Origin of the sequence: Pseudomonas sp. A-B-19, from assembly GCF_019947515.1 — a bacterium.
Taxonomy (GTDB): domain Bacteria; phylum Pseudomonadota; class Gammaproteobacteria; order Pseudomonadales; family Pseudomonadaceae; genus Aquipseudomonas.
The window spans coordinates 63677-84725 of the sequence record NZ_JAGYGN010000011.1 but is presented as its reverse complement, the minus strand read 5'-3'; the positions used below and the strand labels follow the sequence as shown (position 1 = coordinate 84725).

The window sequence follows — 21049 nt, the reverse complement described above, 5'->3', positions numbered from 1 at the left end:
TCACGCTTTGTCCACAGCCTGCGCCTTGGCCGCCGGCAAGGTGAAGCCGGACACCGAACGACGCAACTGACTGGCCATTTTCGCCAGATTACCAATGCTTTCGGCCGTGGCGGTGGAACCCGATGAAGTCTGCGAGGTGATCTGCTGGATCACGTTCATCGTCAGGGAAATCTGACCGGCCGATGACGTCTGCTGTTGCGCCGCATTGGAAATGCTCTGAATCAGCGCCGCGAGCGTCTTGGACACGCCTTCGATTTCTTCCAGGGCCACACCTGCATCCTGCGCCAGACGGGCGCCGCGCACCACTTCGGTGGTCGTCTGCTCCATGGAGATGACCGCTTCGTTGGTGTCGGTCTGGATCGCCCGCACCAGGGTTTCGATCTGCCGGGTGGCAGCGGATGAACGCTCGGCCAGGCGTTGCACTTCATCGGCAACCACTGCGAAACCACGACCGGCGTCACCGGCCATGGATGCCTGAATGGCCGCGTTGAGGGCAAGGATGTTGGTCTGGTCGGCAATGTCATCGATCAGGCTTACAATGTCGCCGATTTCCTGGGACGACTCACCCAGGCGCTTGATGCGCTTGGCGGTGTCCTGGATCTGCTCGCGAATATTGTCCATGCCGTGGATGGTGTTGTGCACCACCTCATTGCCCTTGTTGGCGATTTCCACCGAGCGTTCGGCAACCGCCGAAGATTCCGCCGCGTTGGCCGACACCTGGTCGATGGACTCGGCCATGTCGTTGATCGCCATGGAGGCCTCGGAAATCTGCTGGGCCTGATGTTCCGACGCCTGGGCCAGGTGCATGGCGGTGGCCTGGGTTTCCTGCACAGCGGCGGCGACCTGGCCAGCGGTGAGGTTGATGGTCGCGACCAGATCGCGCAGCTGGTCGACGGAGTAATTGATCGAGTCGGCGATGGTGCCGGTAAAGTCCTCGGTCACCGAGGCCGTCACTGTGAGATCACCGTCGGCCAGGTCTTCGATCTCGTCGAGCAAACGCATGATCGCGTTCTGGTTACGCTCGTTTTTCTCCGCGGTCTCGCGCAACTGACGATTGGTTTCGCGCACCATCACCATACCGATCAGGATGATCGAAGCCAGCGCCAGCAAGCCCAGCACATAACCACCAATGGTGTCGGTGGTACGTCCACCGACCAGGTTTTCGAAACCGTTGGCCAGGTGCGAGGCTTCGTCGAGCAGGGTTTGCGACAGGCTGAAAATGTTCGAGGCCGACTCGCGGACCCTGAACAGTTCCGGCGAAGTTTCGAGGATCTCGTCCACCGAACCCGAGACGAACTCGAACAGCTCGGAGATTTCCGCGAGACGCGCACGGGCGTCGCGGTCTTCGACCTGGCTGACTTTGAGCGCCGGGTCGCCCTGGAGCATGCCGTTGAGCACCTTGCCGAACTGAGTCGCGTCACGCCCGAATGCATCGGCAGCCTGCTGTGAGTTTTCGTCGCCGGCCAATACCGTGTTGACCGCGCCGAGGATCCGCTCGGCCAGCAGCGATTGGCGCTGGGCCATCGCCACCTGGGCCGCCGGGGCGCCCCGCTGCAGCAGGATCTCGACGACTTTTTCGTACTCGACCTGCAACTGCGGCACGGTTTCGGCCAGGGTTGCGGCGACCTGATGCAGCGACAGTACGGTTTGCTCGCTGGAAAGAATCGCATCGGTGTTTTTCAGCAGGCGTTCCCAGTCCTGTTGCACCGCACGCATCTCTGGACGCACGGTAGCCGGGGCCGGCGGCAGGCCGGTGGCCGGGTCGCCCTTCTTCAGATAGCCCCAGCGCTGGGCAAAGTCGTTGCGCGCATCGCTGAGCAACTTGAACGCGGCAGCCTTGCCGGCGGCGGCTTCGGTGGCGTTCTTGGCGATACGCTGGGACAGCACACGCAGCTCGCCCGCGTGGCCGATGTACTGTTTGTCGTAGGTAGCCTGGGTGTTGAGGTACGCGAAGTTGGCGAACAGCAGCATGATGAAGACGATCAGCGCGATGAACAGCACGATAATCTGCGACCGGCTGCGCGACCCTTCCATTGGCTTGCCTGCTTTTGCTTTTATCATCGGTCCTCGCCTGTTAACCAACTTCTGGGCCTGCCCGGAACCCTGTAGGAGCGGGCTTGCCCGCGAAAGCGGTGCATTGGTCAACATTGATGTCGACTGACACGCCCTCTTCGCGAGCAAGCTCGCTCCTACAAAGGTCCGTGTTTACACCGCAACGTTCATGAACCCCTGAGACTGCGTCAACGCAAACGGGCTGAACACCTGCCAGCACTGCTCGCGCTGAAACCGGCCTTTGAGGAACGCCGCCATCGGCCCCTTCAACTCGTCTGCCGGCACCGGCTCCAGGCTGCCTTGGGCAAAGTGCTGGAGGCCGAAGACTTCGTCGACCAGCAATCCGGCAAACATCTCTTCATGTTCCACCACCAACACCCGCCGCTGCCGGCGCACCGCCGAAAGCTCGTGCCCGAAGTAGCCGCATAAATCCATGACCGGCAGCAAACGCCCGCGCAGGTTGGCGACACCCTTGACCCAGGGTTTGACTCCCGGCAGCTGAGTGACGCGCGGTTCGTGCAGGACTTCGCTGACTTCGCTCATGGGCGCGACGTACCAGTGCTCGCCCAGACGAAAACCGATGCCGCTCCAGCTGTCCCGTCGGGCCGGCTGGGACGGCAAGTCCGCTGCCAGCAAACGACAGCGCCGGTCGATTTGCAGCAGCAGTTCGAAAGCCGTCAGCGACTCGTTCATGACCTGATGATCAACCGGCCAGCACGTTGTTCAGGGTCTTGATCAGGGTGTCCTCATCGACCGGTTTGGTCAGGTAGTCCTTGGCGCCCTGGCGCGTGCCCCAGACCTTGTCGGTTTCCTGATCCTTGGTGGTGATGATGATCACCGGGATGTGCCCGGTGTCCGGGTCCTTGGTCAACTGGCGGGTCGCCTGGAAGCCGTTGAGTCCGGGCATGACAATGTCCATCAGCACCGCGTCGGGTTTTTCCTGGCGGGCCAGGGCCACGCCGTCGGCGCCGTTTTCGGCTTTCAACACTTCATGGCCGTGCTTTTCCAGCATGCCGGTCAGTTTGTACATTTCGGTCGGCGAATCATCGACGATCAGAATACGTGCCATGCTCTTCCCCATTCTTGTCGACACCGGGCCCGATGGCCGAGCGTCACTGTGCGTGTCCTACTGCGGCAAAACGGCGGCGAAACCAGGTACATGGGCCTGGATCGCTTCAAGCAATTCTTCCTTGCTGAAAGGCTTGGTCAAAAACTGGTCGGAACCGACGATGCGCCCCTTGGCCTTGTCGAACAGCCCGTCCTTGGACGACAGCATTATCACCGGCGTGGACTTGAACGCGCTGTTGTTCTTGATCAGGGCACAGGTCTGGTAGCCATCCAGGCGCGGCATCATGATGTCGACAAAGATGATGCCGGGGTGGTTGTCGGCAATCTTGGCCAGGGCATCGAAACCGTCGATGGCCGTGATGACCTCACAACCCACGTTCTTGAGCAGCGTTTCGGCGGTACGACGGATCGTCTTCGAATCGTCGATCACCATGACCTTCAAGGCGCTGGGGTGTCGTTCCATAAAATGCTCTACCGTCGCCTTTGCGAAACAAATTGTCCGTTTGCCGGTTAACGCGGCTCGAAACCCTTGACGCTCAAGGGCCAGCACGACATGGCAGCCTTTTTAGCACAGTCTCCAAAACCAATCTATCGACCGACCTGCAAGGTGGTTTTTCCTTGACCGGGAACACACTCAGCGCCACTCTGACGCCACTTTTATACGGCCCTTTGTAGGAGCGAGCTCGCTCGCGATGGTCGTCAACGATGGCGCGTGTTCGCTGGTTAAAAACGGTGTTCTCAAGTCCATCGCGAGCGAGCTCGCTCCTACAGGTCGACATTACCCCCAAAATTTCGAGGAAAACCCAATGAGCGTTCGCGTCGGGATTGTCATGGACCCTATCGCCAGCATTTCCTATAAAAAGGATAGCTCGCTGGCCATGCTGCTGGCCGCGCAAAAGCGTGGCTGGGAGCTGTTCTACATGGAGCAGCGCGACCTGTATCAGGGCGAAGGCCAGGCGCGGGCGCGGATGCGTCCGCTACAGGTGTTCGCCAACCCGGAAAAGTGGTTCGAACTGGGCGCCGAAAGCGATGCGCTGCTGAGCGATCTGGACGTGATCCTGATGCGCAAGGATCCGCCGTTCGACATGGAGTTCGTCTACTCCACCTATCTGCTGGAACAGGCCGAGCGCGCGGGCGTGCTGGTGGTCAACAAGCCGCAGAGCCTGCGCGACTGCAACGAAAAGCTGTTCGCCACACTGTTCCCGCAGTGCACGCCGCCGACCATCGTCAGCCGCCGCCCGGACGTGCTGCGCGAATTTGCCGACCATCATGGCGATGTGATCCTCAAGCCGCTGGACGGCATGGGCGGCTCCTCGATTTTCCGCCACACCGCCGGCCACCCGAACCTCTCGGTGATTCTCGAAACCCTGACCTTGCATGGCCAGCAGCAAATCATGATCCAGGGCTACTTGCCGGCCATCGTCGATGGCGACAAGCGCATCCTGATGATCGATGGCGAGCCGGTGGATTATTGCCTGGCGCGGATTCCGGCCCTGGGCGAAACCCGTGGCAACCTCGCCGCCGGCGGCCGTGGCGAAGCCCGTCCGTTGACCGACAAGGACCGCTGGATCGCCGCGCAAGTCGGCCCGACCCTGCGCGAAAAAGGCCTGCTGTTCGTTGGCCTGGACGTGATCGGCGAGCACCTGACCGAGATCAACGTCACCAGCCCGACCTGCATTCGCGAGATCGATAATGCGTTTGGCACCGATATCGGCGGCCTGCTGATGGATGCCATCGATCAGAAGCTCAAGGCACGTTGATTAGCCAAACCAACATTGCGTTATCATGCGCGGCCTGTGAAAACGCGATGTTGGTTTCCTTGTCATGACCCTGCCGTCCGATCTGCCCGCCGAACTCGCCCACCGTGGCGTGCGCCCGGCCGACCGCCTCGGTTTTACCCTGTTTCTGGCGGCGCTGATCCACCTCGCCTTGCTGTTGGGTGTCGGGTTTGCAGTGGTCGAACCCAAGCAGATCAGCAAAACCCTGGAAATCACCCTCGCCACCTTCAAAAGCGAAAAGAAGCCTGAAAAGGCCGACTTCCTCGCCCAGGAGAATCAGCAAGGCAGCGGCACCCTGGATAAAAAGGCGATCCCCAAGACCACCGAGGTCGCGCCGTTCCAGGACAACAAAGTGCAAAAGGTCACGCCACCGCCGGCCGCCAAGCCTGAAACGCAGGAAGCCCCGCCCAAGGCTGCCGTGACCACCGTGGCACCGAAACCGAAAAAGGCCCCCGCCAAGACCGAGGAGCCCAGGACCGAGGTCAAATCCCAGGTCCAGGCACCGACGTTCGACAGCGAGCAGCTGTCCAGCGACATCGCCAGCCTGGAAGCGGAACTGGCCGCCGAACAGCAGCTGTACGCCAAGCGCCCGCGCATTCACCGCTTGAGCGCGGCCTCGACCATGCGCGACAAGGGCGCCTGGTACAAGGACGAATGGCGCAAGAAAGTCGAGCGCATCGGCAACCTCAATTACCCAGACGAAGCGCGGCGCAAGCAGATCTACGGCAATTTGCGCCTGATGGTGTCGATCAACCGCGACGGTTCGCTGTATGAAGTGCTGGTGCTGGAGTCTTCCGGCCAGCCGCTGCTGGACCAGGCGGCGCAGCGGATCGTACGGCTGGCGGCGCCGTTTGCACCGTTTACCGGGGATCTGTCGGATGTTGACCGGCTGGAAATCATCCGCACCTGGAAGTTTGCCCGTGGGGATCGACTCTCAAGCAATTGACCACCCCGAAACCCTGTGGGAGCGAGCTTGCTCGCGATGACAACTTCACATCCAACAAAGATGTCGACTGCCAGGCCGCCATCGCGAGCAAGCTCGCTCCCACAGAAATCCAAGTCGTCAGTGGGGATTTGAGGTATTTCCTGTGCATCCCCAGCTTGTCAGTTCGCCCCTCGAACGCCACACTAGCGCTCATGAAGAACGTCAGCCCCAGCTACCTCAAGCATCAATTCCTGATCGCCATGCCGCACATGGCCGACCCGAACTTTGCGCACACCTTGACCTACATCGTCGAGCACACGGCCAATGGTGCCATGGGGCTGGTGGTCAACCGTCCGCAAGATCTGAACCTGGCCGATATCCTTGAGCAATTGCGCCCGGATATCGAACCACCAGCGCTCTGCCAGCATGTGCCGATCTTTATCGGTGGCCCGGTGCAGACAGATCGCGGCTTCGTCCTTCACCCCAAGGGGCTGAGCTTCCAGGCAACCGTTGATCTGGAAGACGAATTATCCCTGTCGACCACCCAGGACATACTGTTCGCCATCGCTGACGGCGTCGGCCCGGAAAAAAGCCTGATCGCCCTCGGCTATGCCGGCTGGGAACCCGGGCAGCTGGAGGCCGAACTGGCGCAGAACGCCTGGCTGACCTGCCCGTTTGACGCCGACATCCTGTTCAACACCAGCAGCGAACTGCGCCTGGAAGCGGCGGCCAAGCACCTGGGCATCAACCTCAGCCTGCTGACCAGCCAGGCGGGGCACGCCTGATGGCCCTGCGACTGATTCTCGGATTCGACTACGGCACCAAACAGATCGGCGTTGCGGTCGGCCAGGTGGTGACCGGTCAGGCCCGCGAGCTGTGCACACTGAAAGCGCAGAACGGCATTCCTGACTGGAACCAGGTCGAAGCCCTCATCAAAGAGTGGAAACCCGATGCCGTGGTGGTCGGCCTGCCGTTGAACATGGACGGCACCCCCAGTGACATGTGCGCCCGCGCGGAAAAGTTCGCCCGGCGCCTGAACGGCCGCTTCAACCTGCCCTTTTATACCCACGATGAACGCCTGACCACCTTCGAGGCCAAGGGCGAACGCCTGGCCCGGGGTGGCCAGAAAGGCAGTTACCGCGACAACCCGGTCGATGCCATCGCCGCCGCCCTGCTGCTGCAAGGCTGGCTCGACGAAAATGGCGCACTGTTCGAGTCCTGAAGAGCCGTTGTGCGTCTCCATTAGCTACAACCCGAGCCATTTTGCGCACAAGCTGGCTCGAACCCAAGAAGGAGCAACCATGAGCCTGCCCAATCCCGCTGAACTGGTCAGCCAGATGGCAACCCGACTTGACGCTTATCTGGCCAAACGAGGCATCAGCGACCCGCGTTTCATCGGCATCCGTACCGGCGGCGTCTGGGTGGCCCAGGCCCTGCTCAAGGAACTGGGCAGCAATGAGCCCCTTGGCACTCTCGACGTGTCCTTCTACCGCGACGATTTCAGCCAGAACGGCCTGCACCCGCAGGTTCGCCCTTCGGCGCTGCCGTTCGAGATCGAAGGCCAGCATCTGGTGCTGATCGACGACGTGCTGATGAGCGGCCGGACCATCCGCGCCGCCATGAACGAACTGTTCGACTACGGCCGCCCGGCCAGCGTGACGCTGGTGTGCCTGCTGGACCTGGACGCCGGCGAGTTGCCAATCCGCCCGAACGTGGTGGGCGCGACCCTGTCCCTGGCGGCCCACGAGCGGGTGAAGCTGTCTGGCCCGGAGCTCGCGCTCGAACTGCAAGACCTCGCCCTTTAATTCGCCCTATTGAGAGTCCCCCTCGCGATGACGCCTCTAGAAACCAAGCGCCCGCTGCAGCTCAATGATCAGGGCCAGCTGCGCCATTTCCTCTCGCTCGACGGTTTGCGCCGCGAGTTGCTGACGGAGATCCTCGACACCGCCGACTCCTTCCTCGAAGTCGGCGCCCGGGCCGTGAAAAAAGTCCCGCTGCTGCGCGGCAAGACCGTGTGCAACGTGTTCTTCGAAAACTCGACCCGTACCCGCACCACCTTCGAACTGGCGGCCCAGCGGCTGTCGGCTGACGTGATCACCCTCAACGTGTCCACGTCGTCGGCGAGCAAGGGCGAAACCCTGCTCGACACCCTGCGTAACCTGGAAGCCATGGCCGCCGACATGTTCGTCGTGCGCCACGGCGATTCGGGTGCCGCGCACTTCATCGCCGAACATGTCTGCCCGCAAGTGGCGATCATCAACGGCGGTGACGGCCGGCATGCGCACCCGACGCAGGGCATGCTCGACATGCTGACCATCCGCCGGCACAAGGGCGGATTCGAAAACCTTTCAGTGGCCATCGTCGGCGACATCCTGCACTCGCGGGTCGCGCGCTCGAACATGCTGGCCCTGAAAACCCTCGGTTGCCCGGACATCCGCGTGATCGCGCCGAAAACCCTGCTGCCGATCGGCATCGAGCAATACGGCGTGAAGGTCTACACCGACATGACCGAAGGCCTGAAAGATGTCGACGTGGTGATCATGTTGCGCCTGCAGCGTGAACGCATGACCGGCGGCCTGCTGCCGAGCGAGGGCGAGTTCTATCGCCTGTTCGGCCTGACCACCGCGCGCCTGGCCGGCGCCAAGCCCGATGCAATCGTGATGCACCCGGGGCCGATCAACCGTGGCGTGGAAATCGAGTCGGCAGTGGCCGACGGCCCGCACTCGGTGATCCTCAACCAGGTGACCTACGGGATCGCCATCCGTATGGCGGTACTGTCCATGGCCATGAGCGGGCAGACTGCGCAACGCCAATTCGAGCAGGAGAACGCCCAGTGAAGCTCAGCATTCTTGGCGCCCGCGTGATCGATCCGGCCAGCGGCCTGGATCAAGTGACAGATATCCACATTGAAGCCTGCAAAGTCGTCGCCCTTGGCGCGGCGCCAGCCGGTTTTGTCGCCGTCGACACCATCGACGCCAAAGGCCTGGTGGCCGCTCCCGGCCTGGTCGACCTCAACGTTGCCCTGCGCGAGCCGGGCTACAGCCGCAAAGGTTCGATTGTCAGCGAAACCCGCGCAGCGGCGGCAGGCGGCGTGACCAGCCTGTGCTGCCCGCCAAAGACCAAACCGGTGCTGGACACCTCGGCGGTGGCCGAACTGATCCTCGACCGCGCCCGTGAGGCCGGCAACACCAAAGTCTTCCCGATTGGCGCCCTGAGCAAAGGCCTGGACGGCGAACAGCTGGCAGAGCTGGTGGCACTGCGCGATGCCGGTTGCGTGGCCTTCGGCAACGGCCTGGAGAGTTTCCGCAACACCCGCACCCTGTGCCGGGCACTCGACTACGCCGCGACCTTCGACCTGACGGTGATATTCAACTCCCAGGATCACGACCTGGCCGAGGGTGGCCTGGCTCACGAAGGCCCGACCGCCAGCTTCCTTGGCTTGCCGGGCATTCCGGAAAGCGCCGAGACCGTCGCCCTGGCCCGGGATCTGCTGCTGGTTGAACAGACCGGCGTGCGCGCACACTTCAGTCAGCTCACCAGTGCACGTGGTGTTGAACTGGTCGCCCAGGCCCAGGCCCGGGGCCTGAAGGTGACCGCAGATGTCGCCCTGTACCAGTTGATCCTGACCGACGAAGCGCTGATCGACTTCAGCAGCCTGTATCACGTCCAGCCGCCGCTACGCACCCGCGCCGACCGCGAAGGCCTGCGCGCAGCGGTGAAATCGGGGGTGATCTCGGCCATCTCCAGCCATCACCAACCCCATGAGCGTGACGCCAAACTGGCACCGTTCGGCGCAACCGAGCCGGGCATCAGCAGCGTCGAACTGCTGTTGCCACTGGCGCTGACACTGGTGGAAGACGGTTTGCTGGATCTGCCGACGTTACTCGAACGCCTGAGCGCCGGCCCTGCCGAGGCCTTGCGCCTGCCAGCTGGCAAGCTGGCGGTGGGTGGTGCGGCGGATATCGTGCTGTTCGACCCGGCAGCCTCCACCGTCGCCGGTGAAACCTGGTTGTCCAAGGGCGAAAACTGCCCGTTCGTTGGCCACAGCCTGCCGGGCGTGGTGCGCTATACCTTGGTGGATGGACGGATCAGCCACCAGGCTTAAAAACAAAAGATCGCAGCCTGCGGCAGCTCCTACAGGGAAATGCATATTCCCGTGTAAGAACTGCCGCAGGCTGCGATCTTTTGATCTTCGCTTATCGACTCTGCGCGTTACGTAACGACACTTGGTCATTCAACGTCCAGAAGTCATACAGCCCTCCTACCCCCCCTCCTCCGTCATCCACTGCCTTTCCCCTAACAGCACATCCGCATCAAGTACATTTCTACAAGCGATGGAGAATAAACCCATCCAATGAACAGAAATTTCTGACTCCTCATCACCTGTGCGAAAGGAGCTTCGCAACACACAGAAACATCCTACAAAGTTATTGAGTGCCGATTCAACGCCTATCATCTAGCATAAAAACAGCACAAGGAGACATCACTACAAACACCATGAACACAAAGCACTAACAAGGAGCAACACATGAAAAATGGACTTACTCTACCTCCTATCGTGACAAAAGGAACAACGGGAAATTCAGGCGGCTTTACTGTTAACTCTGGATTCAGCTGGGGGGCATATGGGATTGCAGATTGGCAGGGCGCAGGTGAAGCCATCATCACCAACAACGGGCAAACCTACTCACTGCCACTGTGCGACGGCCCCGTCATTTCTCCAGCCGAAATGGATATGTTCCATGATTGGCTAGAAATGAAAAGCGGTATAAAAGCCTTTACCTATGAGTTGCAAATGGTGGGCAGAGCAATTAACAACGACGCCCTCGGCGCCATTCAAGACCTTTGGAAAATCACGGAGAGTGACAACTACCTACTAAACAGCTCTTCGATCGTTACTCATGCCTATTTCAAAAATAAACTCGTAAATTTCAGTCTTGCCGACGCCTTCGCAGCGCAACAAAAACTAAGCAACCTAGACGCCCTGATAAAAGTAGCATCGACAAGTTTGTACAAGATCAAGTATGAAACACAAACAACCGAGCTATCAGGGGGAACATTTAGCCCTGTCAAAGCATTTGCTAACTACCTATGGGGAAATGGAGAGACGCTGCGAGTCGACATAAACAACATAGGTCTCAACGTAAAGGCGAGTGAAATCCCGCTGTTAGCCAACACCATCGCCAGTACCAGAGAGCCCGGAAGGTATTATTTATCTGATCCAAAAGTACCTTATGCCACTATTGACGACAGCAATGTCACGGGAGCCTATCTAGGGCGGATAACATTGAAAATCGAAGGTGACTTCACTAGAGAGGAAAACGGATCCTGGGCTTTTGATGGAACTGCAAAAGCTTATACAGACACATACGACTTCGACAAAAGCAACAGATCAACACTACTCGAAATTTTAACCACAGCAGGCAGGGTGTTCTCAGGAACGAGCTATGAAATCGACATAACTGGAGAACAAAAAATAAAACTTACTGGAACTGGCTTTCAGTCGGACCCGCACTAGAAAAACCCTTTAGAGTTCTCGACTATAGACTGCACCCAGGAAGATCCAACATGAACCCCCTCTACAAATATCTGAACTACATCTATCCAGTACTTTTAGTGATCACAACAAGCGTAGCGATATTTACAATATTTAAAAATCTGAGTGCAGGCTTTTACAAAACAGATCGAGACTCAATCGGAATACCAATAGGTGCAATCCTGATTGCGGGCTTAATGTTATTTATATTTCACCTAATGCAAATATTTTTATACAGAAAAGCCCGCACACACCACACCAACGGAACCTTGATAAAAGCATCAGCACTGATAGTTGCATTTGCATCGCTTGTGATTCTAGCCGACAGCATAAATTACTGGGCCACTCCAAACCATCTCATCATTTCCACTTTCTACAGCATCAGTACAATTGCGTTTGCAACACTTCAACTTCAATTACTGAAAATATTCAGCAACCATTCATAGACCGCAACTCAAGCAGACGGATAGCTGGATCAGTCACCAAGCGTAGAACCCTGCGGCGAAAGGGCCTGCCCCCTCGCCACAGATATCAACGACTCTGCGCGTTACGTAACGACACTTGGTCATTCAACGTCCAGAAGTCATACAGCACGCCAATAAAGAACAGCCCGCCCGTCAGCAGGTACAGCAGTCCGCTGATCCATTTCCCCTGATACATCCGGTGCACGCCGAACACCCCGAGAAACGTCAGCAGGATCCACGCCACGTTGTATTCGATGGGACCCGCGGTAAACCGCAGGTCAGCCTCGCGATCCATCGCCGGGATCAGGAAAAGGTCGATCAGCCAACCAATCCCCAGCAAACCGAAGGTGAAAAACCAGATCGTCCCGGTCACCGGCTTGCCGTAATAGAAGCGATGAGCGCCGGTGAAACCGAAAATCCACAGCAGGTAACCGATCACTTTGCTGTGGGTGTCTTGCTGCTGGACAGCCTGTTGATAGGGGTTCATGAATGACCTCGATTCACACGATAGATAAATATTCTTTAATTCTTTGTGACTTTTTTACAGGCATCCGACGTATGGCAAATGCTACCTTCACCCCCGTCAAAGCCTTGTAACACCGGACTTCTGTCCGACAATTGCGTCATTTTGCCGCTTTTTTGCCACCATTGCCCTCCAGATTGAATCGACCAACGGCCTCGGAAGCGGCAAAAAAGCTGTTATAAAGTTGCGCGCTGACCTATTAAGAGCCTTGCCTAATGCGTTCATTTTTCAAGACATGGCTAACCATTTGCCTTTTGATGCCACTGGCCGCCCACGCCACCAATCGTGAGCAACGTCTTCCTAACGTTAATGGTTACACCCCAAAATCCCATGTTTCTGCTCCTTCGAGCAAAGACAAAAAATCCGCTAAATATGCTCCAGGCCTGGCCAGCAGCAAAAGCGGCCTGGTTCCACCGATGGGCACCAAGGAAAGCAGCGACGTGCTGAGCCGCGCCGTGAATGTCCTTGGCACTCCTTATCGTTGGGGCGGCAGCAGCCCAAGCAAAGGTTTCGATTGCAGCGGCCTGGTGAAATACGCGTTCAACGACGCCACGTTCGACCTGCCACGCACCTCGAATGCCATGGCCAGCGGTCATGGGGAGAAAGTCGATCGTGATGACCTGAAGCCGGGCGACCTGATTTTCTTCAACATCAAGAGCCGTCGGGTCAATCACGTTGCCATTTACCTGGGCAACGACCGTTTCATCCACGCGCCACGTCGCGGCAAGTCAGTGTCCATCGACACGTTGAACAAACCGTACTGGGATAACCACTATGTGGTTGCCAAGCGGGTTCTGCCGAAAGAGCCGAATCAGTTGCGGGTTGTTCAGCGCTGATTGGCTAGCGCACACCTGATGGCGAGCACTTGTGGCGAGGGAGCTTGTCGGATCGCCGCACCGTCCCGCTGGAGTGCGTAGCGCTCCCGGTTTTTTGGGGCTGCTTCGCAACCCAGCGGGAGCAAGCTCCCTCGCCACAGGTAACATTGCAATTCTCAGAAGCCATCCGGTGACCGCGCCTTCTCCTGCGCATGATCACGACTGACCAAGCCCTTGGTCACCAGGTCCTTCAAGCTCATATCCAGCGTCTGCATCCCCAGCGACCCTCCCGACTGAATCGCCGAATACATCTGCGCCACCTTGTCCTCGCGGATCAGGTTGCGGATCGCCGATGTCCCCAGCATGATCTCGTGGGCCGCGATGCGTCCGCCGCCGATTTTCTTCACCAGGGTCTGGGACACCACCGCCAGCAGCGACTCGGAGAGCATCGAACGCACCATCGGCTTCTCGTCCCCCGGGAACACGTCCACCACACGGTCGATGGTTTTCGCCGCCGACGTGGTGTGCAGCGTGCCGAACACCAGATGGCCGGTTTCGGCGGCGGTCAACGCCAGGCGAATGGTCTCCAGATCGCGCATCTCGCCCACCAGAATCACGTCCGGGTCTTCCCGCAGTGCCGATCGCAAGGCGGTGGCGAAGCTGCGGGTATCGCGGTGGACTTCACGCTGGTTGATCAGGCACTTGCGCGGCTCGTGGACGAACTCGATAGGGTCTTCGATGGTGAGGATATGGTGATGGCGATGGGTATTGAGGTAATCGATCATCGCCGCCAGCGTGGTCGATTTGCCGGAACCGGTGGGGCCGGTCACCAGTACCAGGCCACGGGGGGCGTCGGTCATCTTGCGGAACACGTCGCCCATACCCAGTTCGTCCATGCTCTGCACTTTTGCCGGGATGGTGCGAAACACCGCACCCGCGCCACGGTTCTGATTGAACGCATTGACCCGAAAACGCGCGACGCCGGGCACTTCAAAGGAAAAGTCCGTTTCCAGGTGTTTCTCGAAGTCCACCCGCTGGGCGTCATTCATGACGGCATGGATCAGCACTTGCACCTGCTGGTGATCCAGGGCCGGCAGGTTGATGCGCCGCACATCGCCATCCACCCGGATCATCGGCGGCAGGCCGGCAGACAAGTGCAGGTCCGATGCCCCCTGTTTGGCGCTGAATGCCAGCAGTTCGGTGATATCCATAGCGTCTCTCAATTCCAGTAGAATGCGGCGAACCTTCAGACCGCTGGCGCCTCTTGATGTCCACCATAGCAGACAACATTCTTCAAGTTAGTTCGCGCATCCATGCCGCAACACTCGCCGCCAACCGCGCCGAGAACAGCGTCCAGCTGCTGGCCGTGAGCAAGACCAAACCCGCGCAAGACCTGCGTGAAGCCTACGCCGCCGGCCTGCGCGACTTTGGCGAGAACTACCTGCAGGAAGCGCTGGGCAAGCAGCTCGAACTGGCCGACCTGCCCTTGATCTGGCACTTCATCGGCCCCATTCAATCGAACAAGACTCGTGCTATCGCCGAGCACTTCGACTGGGTGCATTCCGTGGATCGTCTGAAAATCGCACAACGCCTGTCCGAACAACGTCCTGCCGATCTGCCGCCACTGAATATCTGCATTCAGGTCAACGTCAGCGGTGAAGCCAGCAAGTCCGGCTGCACCCCGGCCGACCTGCCGGCCCTGGCCAACGCCATCAGCGCCCTGCCGCGCTTGAAGTTGCGCGGGTTGATGGCTATTCCTGAACCGACTGATGATCGTGCCGCCCAGGACGCCGCTTTCGCTGCCGTGCAAAGCCTGCAAGCCAGCCTGAACCTGCCGCTCGACACACTTTCCATGGGCATGAGCCACGACCTTGAGTCAGCCATCGCTCAGGGTGCCACCTGGGTCCGTATTGGTACGGCCCTGTTTGGCGCCCGCGACTACAGCCAGCCGTAAACATGGCTGACACACTTCTGAATAAGGACCTGACATGAGCAAGACACGTATTGCCTTTATCGGTGCCGGCAACATGGCCGCCAGCCTGATCGGCGGCCTGCGGGCCAAAGGTCTGGAAGCCGCACAGATTCGCGCCAGCGACCCGGGCGAAGAAACCCGCGCCCGCGTGAGCGCCGAGCATGGCATCGAAACCTTCGCCGACAACGCCCAGGCCATCGATGGCGCCGACGTCGTTGTCCTGGCGGTCAAGCCCCAGGCGATGAAAGCCGTGTGCGAAGCTCTTCGCCCAAGCCTCAAGCCCAATCAACTGGTGGTTTCGATTGCCGCGGGCATCACCTGCGCCAGCATGAACAACTGGCTCGGCGCCCAGCCGATCGTGCGCTGCATGCCCAACACTCCGGCGCTGGTGCGTCAGGGCGCGAGCGGCCTGTTCGCGACAGCTGAGGTGACCGCCGAACAGCGTCAGCAGGCCCAGGAACTGCTGTCCGCAGTCGGCATCGCCTTATGGCTGAATGAAGAGCAGCAACTGGATGCCGTCACTGCCGTTTCAGGCTCCGGCCCGGCGTATTTCTTCCTGCTGATCGAGGCCATGACCGCCGCCGGTGTGAAACTTGGCCTGCCAGCGGACATCGCCGCGCAACTGACCTTGCAAACCGCACTGGGCGCCGCCCACATGGCCGTCTCCAGCGACGTCGACGCGGCCGAGTTGCGCCGCCGTGTCACCTCGCCTGCGGGCACCACAGAGGCTGCAATCAAGTCGTTCCAGGCCAATGGCTTCGAATCCCTGGTGGAAAAAGCACTCGGTGCTGCCGCGCATCGCTCGGCCGAGATGGCTGAGCAACTGGGTCAATAAGGAGTTTTTCATGATTGGATTGAACACCGCAGCGGTCTACGTGCTGCAAACCCTCGGCAGCCTGTACCTGCTGATCGTGCTAATGCGCTTCGTACTGCAACTGGTGCGGGCGAACTTCTACAACCCGATCTGCCAATTCATCGTCAAGGCCACCCAGCCACTGCTCAAGCCACTGCGCCGGATCATCCCGAGCGTGTTCGGCCTGGACATGTCCTCGCTGGTGCTGGCGATCCTGGTGCAACTGGCGCTGATGGCCCTGACCCTGCTGCTGACCTATGGCACCACCGGTAACCCGCTACCACTGCTGATCTGGTCGATCATCGGCGTGACCGCGCTGTTCATGAAGATTTTCTTCTTCGCCCTGATCATCAGCGTGATCCTGTCCTGGGTTGCACCGGGCAGCCATAACCCAGGCGCCGAACTGGTGAATGACGTCTGCGAACCGGCCCTGGCGCCGTTCCGCAAGTTCCTGCCGAACCTGGGCGGTCTGGACCTGTCGCCGATCTTTGCATTCCTGGCCATCAAACTGGTCGACATGCTGGTGATCAACAACCTCGCCGCCATGACCATGATGCCGGAAATCCTCCGCGTGTTGATCTGACCCTGTGAGCTACTTTCGCTGGGACGGTGACGACCTGATTCTGGAGTGTCACCTGCAACCGGCAGCCCGTAGCGATGACTTCTGCGGGCTGCACGGCGATCGCCTGAAGATCCGCCTGACCGCGCCGCCAGTCGAGGGCAAGGCCAACGCGTACCTGATGGCGTTTCTGGCCAAGGCCTTTGGCGTGTCCAAGAGCCAGGTCAGTTTGATCAGTGGCGAGTTGAGCCGGCAGAAGCGGGTGCGGATCTGTTCGCCGAAAAAACTGCCGGACTTGCCCGGACTGGAACGCTGAACCTACCGTAGGAGCTGGCTTGCCAGCGAAGGCGGCGTGACTGACACACCGTGACATCCGGTTCGCCGGCAAGCCGGCTCCTACAGTGGGCAAGGGTTAGCTTGCTGCTAGGGGCAGCGGTCTTTAGACTTACGCCTCATTTCAATGAGAGCAGGGTCGATGCCAGCTGCCTTTCCCCCCGATTCTGTTGGTCTGGTGACGCCGCAAGTGGCGCACTTCAGCGAACCCCTGGCATTGGCCTGCGGACGTTCGCTTCCGGCCTATGACCTGATTTACGAAACCTATGGCACCCTCAATGCCATGGCGAGCAATGCCGTGCTGATCTGCCACGCTTTGTCCGGCCACCACCACGCCGCTGGCTACCACAGCGCCGACGACCGCAAACCCGGTTGGTGGGACAGCTGCATCGGCCCCGGCAAACCCATCGACACCAGCAAATTCTTCGTGGTCAGCCTGAACAACCTCGGCGGCTGCAACGGCTCCACCGGCCCGAGCAGCATCAACCCGGAAACCGGCAAGCCGTTCGGCGCCGACTTCCCGGTGTTGACCGTGGAGGACTGGGTACACAGTCAGGCGCGTCTGGCCGATCGTCTCGGCATCGCCCAGTTCGCGGCCGTGATTGGCGGCAGCCTCGGCGGCATGCAGGCAATGCAATGGAGCATCACCTACCCCGACCGCATCCGTCATTGCCTGGCCATCGCCTCGGCGCCCAAGCTGTCGGCACAGAACATCGCATTCAACGAAGTGGCGCGCCAGGCGATCCTCACCGACCCGGAATTCCACGGCGGTTCTTTTCAGGAACACGGCGTTATCCCCAAGCGCGGCCTGATGCTGGCGCGGATGGTCGGGCACATCACTTACCTGTCCGACGACTCCATGGGCGAGAAATTCGGCCGCGGGCTCAAGAGCGAGAAGCTCAACTACGACTTCCACAGCGTCGAGTTCCAGGTGGAAAGCTACCTGCGTTATCAGGGTGAGGAGTTCTCCGGGCGCTTCGATGCCAACACGTACCTGTTGATGACCAAGGCACTCGATTACTTCGACCCGGCAGCGAACTTCGACGATAACCTGGCGAAAACCTTTGAGAGTGCCAAGGCCAAGTTCTGCGTGATGTCGTTCACCACCGACTGGCGCTTCTCCCCTGCCCGCTCGAGGGAACTGGTGGACGCGCTGATGGCCGCGCGCAAGGACGTCTGCTACCTCGAAATCGACGCACCGCAAGGCCACGACGCCTTCCTGATTCCGATCCCGCGCTACCTGCAGGCATTCGGCAATTACATGAACCGCATTACGTTGTGAGAAAGCCATGAGAGCTGATCTGGAAATCATCCAGGAATGGATCCCCGCCGGCAGCCGCGTGCTCGACCTCGGGTGCGGCGATGGCGAACTGCTGACCTGGCTGCGCGATAACAAGCAAGTCACCGGTTACGGCCTGGAAAACGACGCCGACAACATCGCCGAATGCGTGGCCAAAGGCATCAACGTCATCGAACAGGACCTGGACAAGGGCCTGGGCAACTTTGCCAGCAACAGTTTCGACATCGTGGTCATGACCCAAGCGCTGCAAGCGGTGCACTACCCGGACAGGATCCTCGAGGAAATGCTGCGCGTGGGCCGGCAGTGCATCATCACCTTCCCCAACTTCGGTCACTGGCGCTGCCGCTGGTACCTGGCGAGCAAGGGCCGGATGCCGGTTTCCGAGTTCCTGCCGTACACCTGGTACAACACGCCGAACATTCACTTCTGCACCTTCGCGGACTTTGAAGCCTTGTGTCGCGAACGTGAGGCGAAGGTCATTGATCGACTTGCCGTGGATCAACAGCATCGGCACGGGTGGGCCAGCAAGCTATGGCCTAATCTGTTAGGTGAGATCGGCATCTACCGGGTCAGCAGTCCGGGACTTTCCGACCACAAGGTCGCAGTCTGATCCACCCTATTTCAAGGAGAACGATCATGGGTCGTCTAGCGTTGTTTCTACTCACTGCCTGCCTGAGCGTCACCGCCATGGCCGCCGACGCCATCAAGGGCGAACGCAAGGAAACCTTCGGCGACGTGACGGTGCACTACAACACCTTCAACTCCACCTACCTGACCCCGGACATTGCCAAGTCCGCCGAACTCACCCGCAGCAAGAACCAGGGTGTGATCAACATTGCGGTGCTCAAGGACGGCAAACCGCAGATGGCACAGGTCAGCGGTACGGTCAAAGACCTGACCAGCCAAAGTGTGGAACTGAAGTTCCGCCAGATCACTGAACAAGGTGCGATCTACTACATCGCCCAATTCCCGGTACCGCAGCAGGAAACCCGCACCTTCGACATCAAGGTGCAGACCGGTGACAAAATCAACACCATCAATTTCAACCAAGAGCTCTTCCCTGGCCAATGATCAACTTCACGCAACTCGTACTGGCCAGCCATAACGCCGGCAAACTCAAGGAACTCCAGGCCATGCTCGGCGAGTCGGTGCATCTGCGCTCGATCGGCGAGTTCAGCAGTGTCGAGCCTGAAGAAACCGGCCTGTCGTTCGTCGAAAACGCCATCCTGAAAGCCCGCAATGCCGCGCGTATTTCCGGCCTGCCGGCGCTGGCCGACGATTCAGGGCTGGCGGTGGATTTCCTGGGCGGCGCGCCAGGCATCTACTCGGCGCGTTATGCCGACGGCAAGGGCGATGCGGCGAACAATGCCAAGCTGCTCGACGTGTTGAAAGATGTGCCTGAAGCCGAGCGTAGCGCGCAATTCGTCTGCGTGTTGGCACTGGTTCGTCATGCCGATGATCCGTTGCCGATCCTCTGCGAAGGTTTGTGGCATGGGCGCATCCTGACCCAGGCCAGCGGCGAACACGGTTTCGGCTACGACCCGCTGTTCTGGGTGCCGGAGCGCGAGTGCTCCAGCGCCGAGCTTAAGCCCAGCGACAAAAACCGGATCAGCCACCGCGCCCGTGCAATGGATCTGCTGCGCCAGCGTCTGGGCTTGAAATGACCCGTGAATCATCCGCGTCGCCGCTGATCTTCGGCGGCGACGCTCAATCGCCCCGGGCCGCCCTGCCTGTACTGCCGCCGCTGGCACTGTATATCCACATCCCGTGGTGCGTGCGCAAATGCCCTTATTGCGACTTCAACTCCCACACCGCCAGCCCCGTGCTGCCGGAAGAAGAGTATGTCGACGCCTTGCTGGCCGATCTCGATCAGGACCTGCATGCCGTCTATGGCCGTGAGCTGAGTTCGATTTTCTTTGGTGGCGGCACGCCAAGCCTGTTCAGCGCCGATTCCCTGGGTCGCCTGCTCAAAGGCGTCGAACAGCGCATTCCGTTTGCCAGCGACATCGAAATCACGCTGGAAGCCAATCCGGGGACGTTCGAGCAAGACAAGTTCGTGGCGTACCGGAAACTGGGGATCAATCGCCTGTCGATCGGTATCCAGAGTTTTCAGCAAGAGAAGCTCGAGGCCCTGGGGCGGATTCACAACGGCGACGAAGCCGTACGCGCCGCCGGCATGGCCCGGCAGGCCGGGTTCGACAACTTCAACCTGGACTTGATGCATGGCCTGCCGAATCAGTCCCTGGACGATGCCTTGGCCGACCTGCGCACAGCGATTGCCCTGAAACCGACACACCTGTCGTGGTATCAACTGACCCTGGAGCCGAATACGGTGTTCTGGAACCAGCCGCCGACGCTACCGGAAGACGATACGCTGTGGGACATCCAGGAGGCCGGGCAAGCGCTGCTGGCCGAACACGGTTATGCACAATATGAAGTTTCGGCTTACGCCCTGCCCGGTCGCCCGGCGCGCCACAACCTCAATTACTGGAGTTTTGGCGACTTCATCGGTATCGGTGCCGGCGCCCACGGCAAGCTCAGCCATCCGGACGGGCGCATCATTCGCACCTGGAAGACCCGCCTGCCGAAGGATTACCTGAATCCGGCGAAGAGCTTCCAGGCCGGCGAGAAAGCACTGGGCAACGATGAAATGCCGTTCGAATTCTTGATGAACGCGCTGCGCCTGACTGAAGGCGTCGAATCGAGGCTGTACCCGGAACGTACCGGCATGACGCTGGAAAGCCTTGCTGAAGGCCGCCGTGAAGCCGAACAAAGCGGCCTGTTGCAGGTCGAACCGTCACGTCTGGTAGCCACGACGCGCGGACAACTCTTCCTCAACGACTTGCTGCAGAAATTTCTGACATAAGGAAA

Annotated in this window: 25 protein-coding genes; 19 read left to right on the top strand and 6 right to left on the bottom strand. The window is 59.7% G+C overall.

Features of this window, described 5'->3' with window-relative positions; all coding sequences use genetic code 11:
* From KGA81_RS14640 to pilG, 4 genes are all read right to left on the bottom strand, one after another.
* Positions 1-2061 carry a methyl-accepting chemotaxis protein gene (locus KGA81_RS14640; RefSeq protein ID WP_411736557.1) on the bottom strand — a complete coding sequence of 687 codons (2061 nt, stop codon included), beginning with the start codon at positions 2059-2061 and terminating at the stop codon, positions 1-3.
* A gap of 144 nt (positions 2062-2205) precedes the next feature.
* Positions 2206-2745 (bottom strand): chemotaxis protein CheW, encoded by a 540-nt coding sequence (locus KGA81_RS14635; RefSeq protein WP_223546915.1) that lies wholly within the window; start codon positions 2743-2745, stop codon positions 2206-2208.
* 10 nt (positions 2746-2755) lie between these two features.
* A complete protein-coding gene (gene pilH / locus KGA81_RS14630; RefSeq protein WP_109635579.1) occupies positions 2756-3121 on the bottom strand; it encodes a twitching motility response regulator PilH in 366 nt (121 codons plus the stop codon).
* 57 nt (positions 3122-3178) lie between these two features.
* The gene (gene pilG, locus KGA81_RS14625; RefSeq protein ID WP_223546914.1) at positions 3179-3583 is read right to left on the bottom strand and encodes a twitching motility response regulator PilG; all 405 of its coding nucleotides are present in this window, start codon (positions 3581-3583) and stop codon (positions 3179-3181) included.
* A 343-nt stretch (positions 3584-3926) separates the two neighbouring features.
* Between pilG and gshB the strand changes: the two genes are divergently transcribed.
* The 9 genes from gshB (at position 3927) to KGA81_RS14580 (ending at position 11805) form a co-directional block, all read left to right on the top strand.
* Positions 3927-4880, top strand: a complete 954-nt coding sequence (gene gshB, locus KGA81_RS14620; protein WP_108217044.1) for a glutathione synthase — start codon at positions 3927-3929, stop codon at positions 4878-4880.
* Between the two features lie 64 nt (positions 4881-4944).
* Positions 4945-5844: an energy transducer TonB gene (locus KGA81_RS14615; protein ID WP_223546913.1), complete on the top strand. Its 900-nt coding sequence runs from the start codon at positions 4945-4947 to the stop codon at positions 5842-5844.
* A 191-nt stretch (positions 5845-6035) separates the two neighbouring features.
* Entirely contained in the window at positions 6036-6608 is a 573-nt protein-coding gene (locus KGA81_RS14610; RefSeq protein WP_223546912.1) for a YqgE/AlgH family protein, read from the top strand.
* On the top strand, positions 6608-7045 hold the full coding sequence (gene ruvX / locus KGA81_RS14605) for a Holliday junction resolvase RuvX (protein WP_057398155.1): 438 nt from the start codon (positions 6608-6610) through the stop codon (positions 7043-7045). The genes KGA81_RS14610 and ruvX overlap by 1 nt, the downstream gene beginning before the upstream one ends.
* A 79-nt stretch (positions 7046-7124) precedes the next feature.
* Positions 7125-7628, top strand: coding sequence for a bifunctional pyr operon transcriptional regulator/uracil phosphoribosyltransferase PyrR (gene pyrR, locus KGA81_RS14600; protein ID WP_223456707.1), 504 nt, complete (start codon positions 7125-7127; stop codon positions 7626-7628).
* Positions 7629-7655: 27 nt separating this feature from the next.
* Complete coding sequence (locus KGA81_RS14595) at positions 7656-8660, top strand: aspartate carbamoyltransferase catalytic subunit (protein WP_007939362.1); 1005 nt, start codon at positions 7656-7658, stop codon at positions 8658-8660.
* Entirely contained in the window at positions 8657-9928 is a 1272-nt protein-coding gene (locus KGA81_RS14590; RefSeq protein ID WP_223546911.1) for a dihydroorotase, read from the top strand. The genes KGA81_RS14595 and KGA81_RS14590 overlap by 4 nt, the downstream gene beginning before the upstream one ends.
* A gap of 423 nt (positions 9929-10351) precedes the next feature.
* Positions 10352-11341, top strand: coding sequence for a lipid II-degrading bacteriocin (locus tag KGA81_RS14585; RefSeq protein WP_223546910.1), 990 nt, complete (start codon positions 10352-10354; stop codon positions 11339-11341).
* 50 nt (positions 11342-11391) lie between these two features.
* Entirely contained in the window at positions 11392-11805 is a 414-nt protein-coding gene (locus KGA81_RS14580) for a hypothetical protein (protein ID WP_223546909.1), read from the top strand.
* Between the two features lie 85 nt (positions 11806-11890).
* On the opposite strand, the gene KGA81_RS14575 is transcribed toward KGA81_RS14580, so the two are convergent.
* Complete coding sequence (locus KGA81_RS14575) at positions 11891-12310, bottom strand: NINE protein (RefSeq protein WP_223546907.1); 420 nt, start codon at positions 12308-12310, stop codon at positions 11891-11893.
* A gap of 251 nt (positions 12311-12561) precedes the next feature.
* On the opposite strand from KGA81_RS14575, the gene KGA81_RS14570 reads away from it, so the two are divergent.
* Positions 12562-13182, top strand: coding sequence for a C40 family peptidase (locus KGA81_RS14570; protein ID WP_223546906.1), 621 nt, complete (start codon positions 12562-12564; stop codon positions 13180-13182).
* 155 nt (positions 13183-13337) lie between these two features.
* On the opposite strand, the gene KGA81_RS14565 is transcribed toward KGA81_RS14570, so the two are convergent.
* Positions 13338-14372 carry a type IV pilus twitching motility protein PilT gene (locus tag KGA81_RS14565; RefSeq protein WP_223546905.1) on the bottom strand — a complete coding sequence of 345 codons (1035 nt, stop codon included), beginning with the start codon at positions 14370-14372 and terminating at the stop codon, positions 13338-13340.
* A 56-nt stretch (positions 14373-14428) separates the two neighbouring features.
* On the opposite strand from KGA81_RS14565, the gene KGA81_RS14560 reads away from it, so the two are divergent.
* The 9 genes from KGA81_RS14560 to hemW all read left to right on the top strand — a co-directional run bounded on the left by KGA81_RS14560 (position 14429) and on the right by hemW (position 21044).
* Positions 14429-15115, top strand: coding sequence for a YggS family pyridoxal phosphate-dependent enzyme (locus KGA81_RS14560; protein ID WP_223546904.1), 687 nt, complete (start codon positions 14429-14431; stop codon positions 15113-15115).
* 34 nt (positions 15116-15149) lie between these two features.
* Entirely contained in the window at positions 15150-15968 is an 819-nt protein-coding gene (gene proC / locus KGA81_RS14555) for a pyrroline-5-carboxylate reductase (protein WP_223546903.1), read from the top strand.
* 10 nt (positions 15969-15978) lie between these two features.
* A complete protein-coding gene (locus KGA81_RS14550; protein WP_223546902.1) occupies positions 15979-16569 on the top strand; it encodes a YggT family protein in 591 nt (196 codons plus the stop codon).
* Positions 16570-16573: 4 nt separating this feature from the next.
* A complete protein-coding gene (locus KGA81_RS14545) occupies positions 16574-16861 on the top strand; it encodes a DUF167 domain-containing protein (RefSeq protein WP_223546901.1) in 288 nt (95 codons plus the stop codon).
* 159 nt (positions 16862-17020) lie between these two features.
* Positions 17021-18160: a homoserine O-succinyltransferase MetX gene (gene metX / locus KGA81_RS14540; RefSeq protein ID WP_223546900.1), complete on the top strand. Its 1140-nt coding sequence runs from the start codon at positions 17021-17023 to the stop codon at positions 18158-18160.
* Positions 18161-18167: 7 nt separating this feature from the next.
* On the top strand, positions 18168-18788 hold the full coding sequence (gene metW, locus KGA81_RS14535; protein ID WP_223456686.1) for a methionine biosynthesis protein MetW: 621 nt from the start codon (positions 18168-18170) through the stop codon (positions 18786-18788).
* 26 nt (positions 18789-18814) lie between these two features.
* Positions 18815-19249, top strand: coding sequence for a DUF4426 domain-containing protein (locus KGA81_RS14530; RefSeq protein WP_223546899.1), 435 nt, complete (start codon positions 18815-18817; stop codon positions 19247-19249).
* On the top strand, positions 19246-19842 hold the full coding sequence (gene rdgB, locus KGA81_RS14525; RefSeq protein ID WP_223546898.1) for an RdgB/HAM1 family non-canonical purine NTP pyrophosphatase: 597 nt from the start codon (positions 19246-19248) through the stop codon (positions 19840-19842). The genes KGA81_RS14530 and rdgB overlap by 4 nt, the downstream gene beginning before the upstream one ends.
* Positions 19839-21044: a radical SAM family heme chaperone HemW gene (gene hemW, locus KGA81_RS14520; protein WP_223546897.1), complete on the top strand. Its 1206-nt coding sequence runs from the start codon at positions 19839-19841 to the stop codon at positions 21042-21044. The genes rdgB and hemW overlap by 4 nt, the downstream gene beginning before the upstream one ends.
* The last annotated feature ends 5 nt before the right edge of the window (positions 21045-21049 follow it).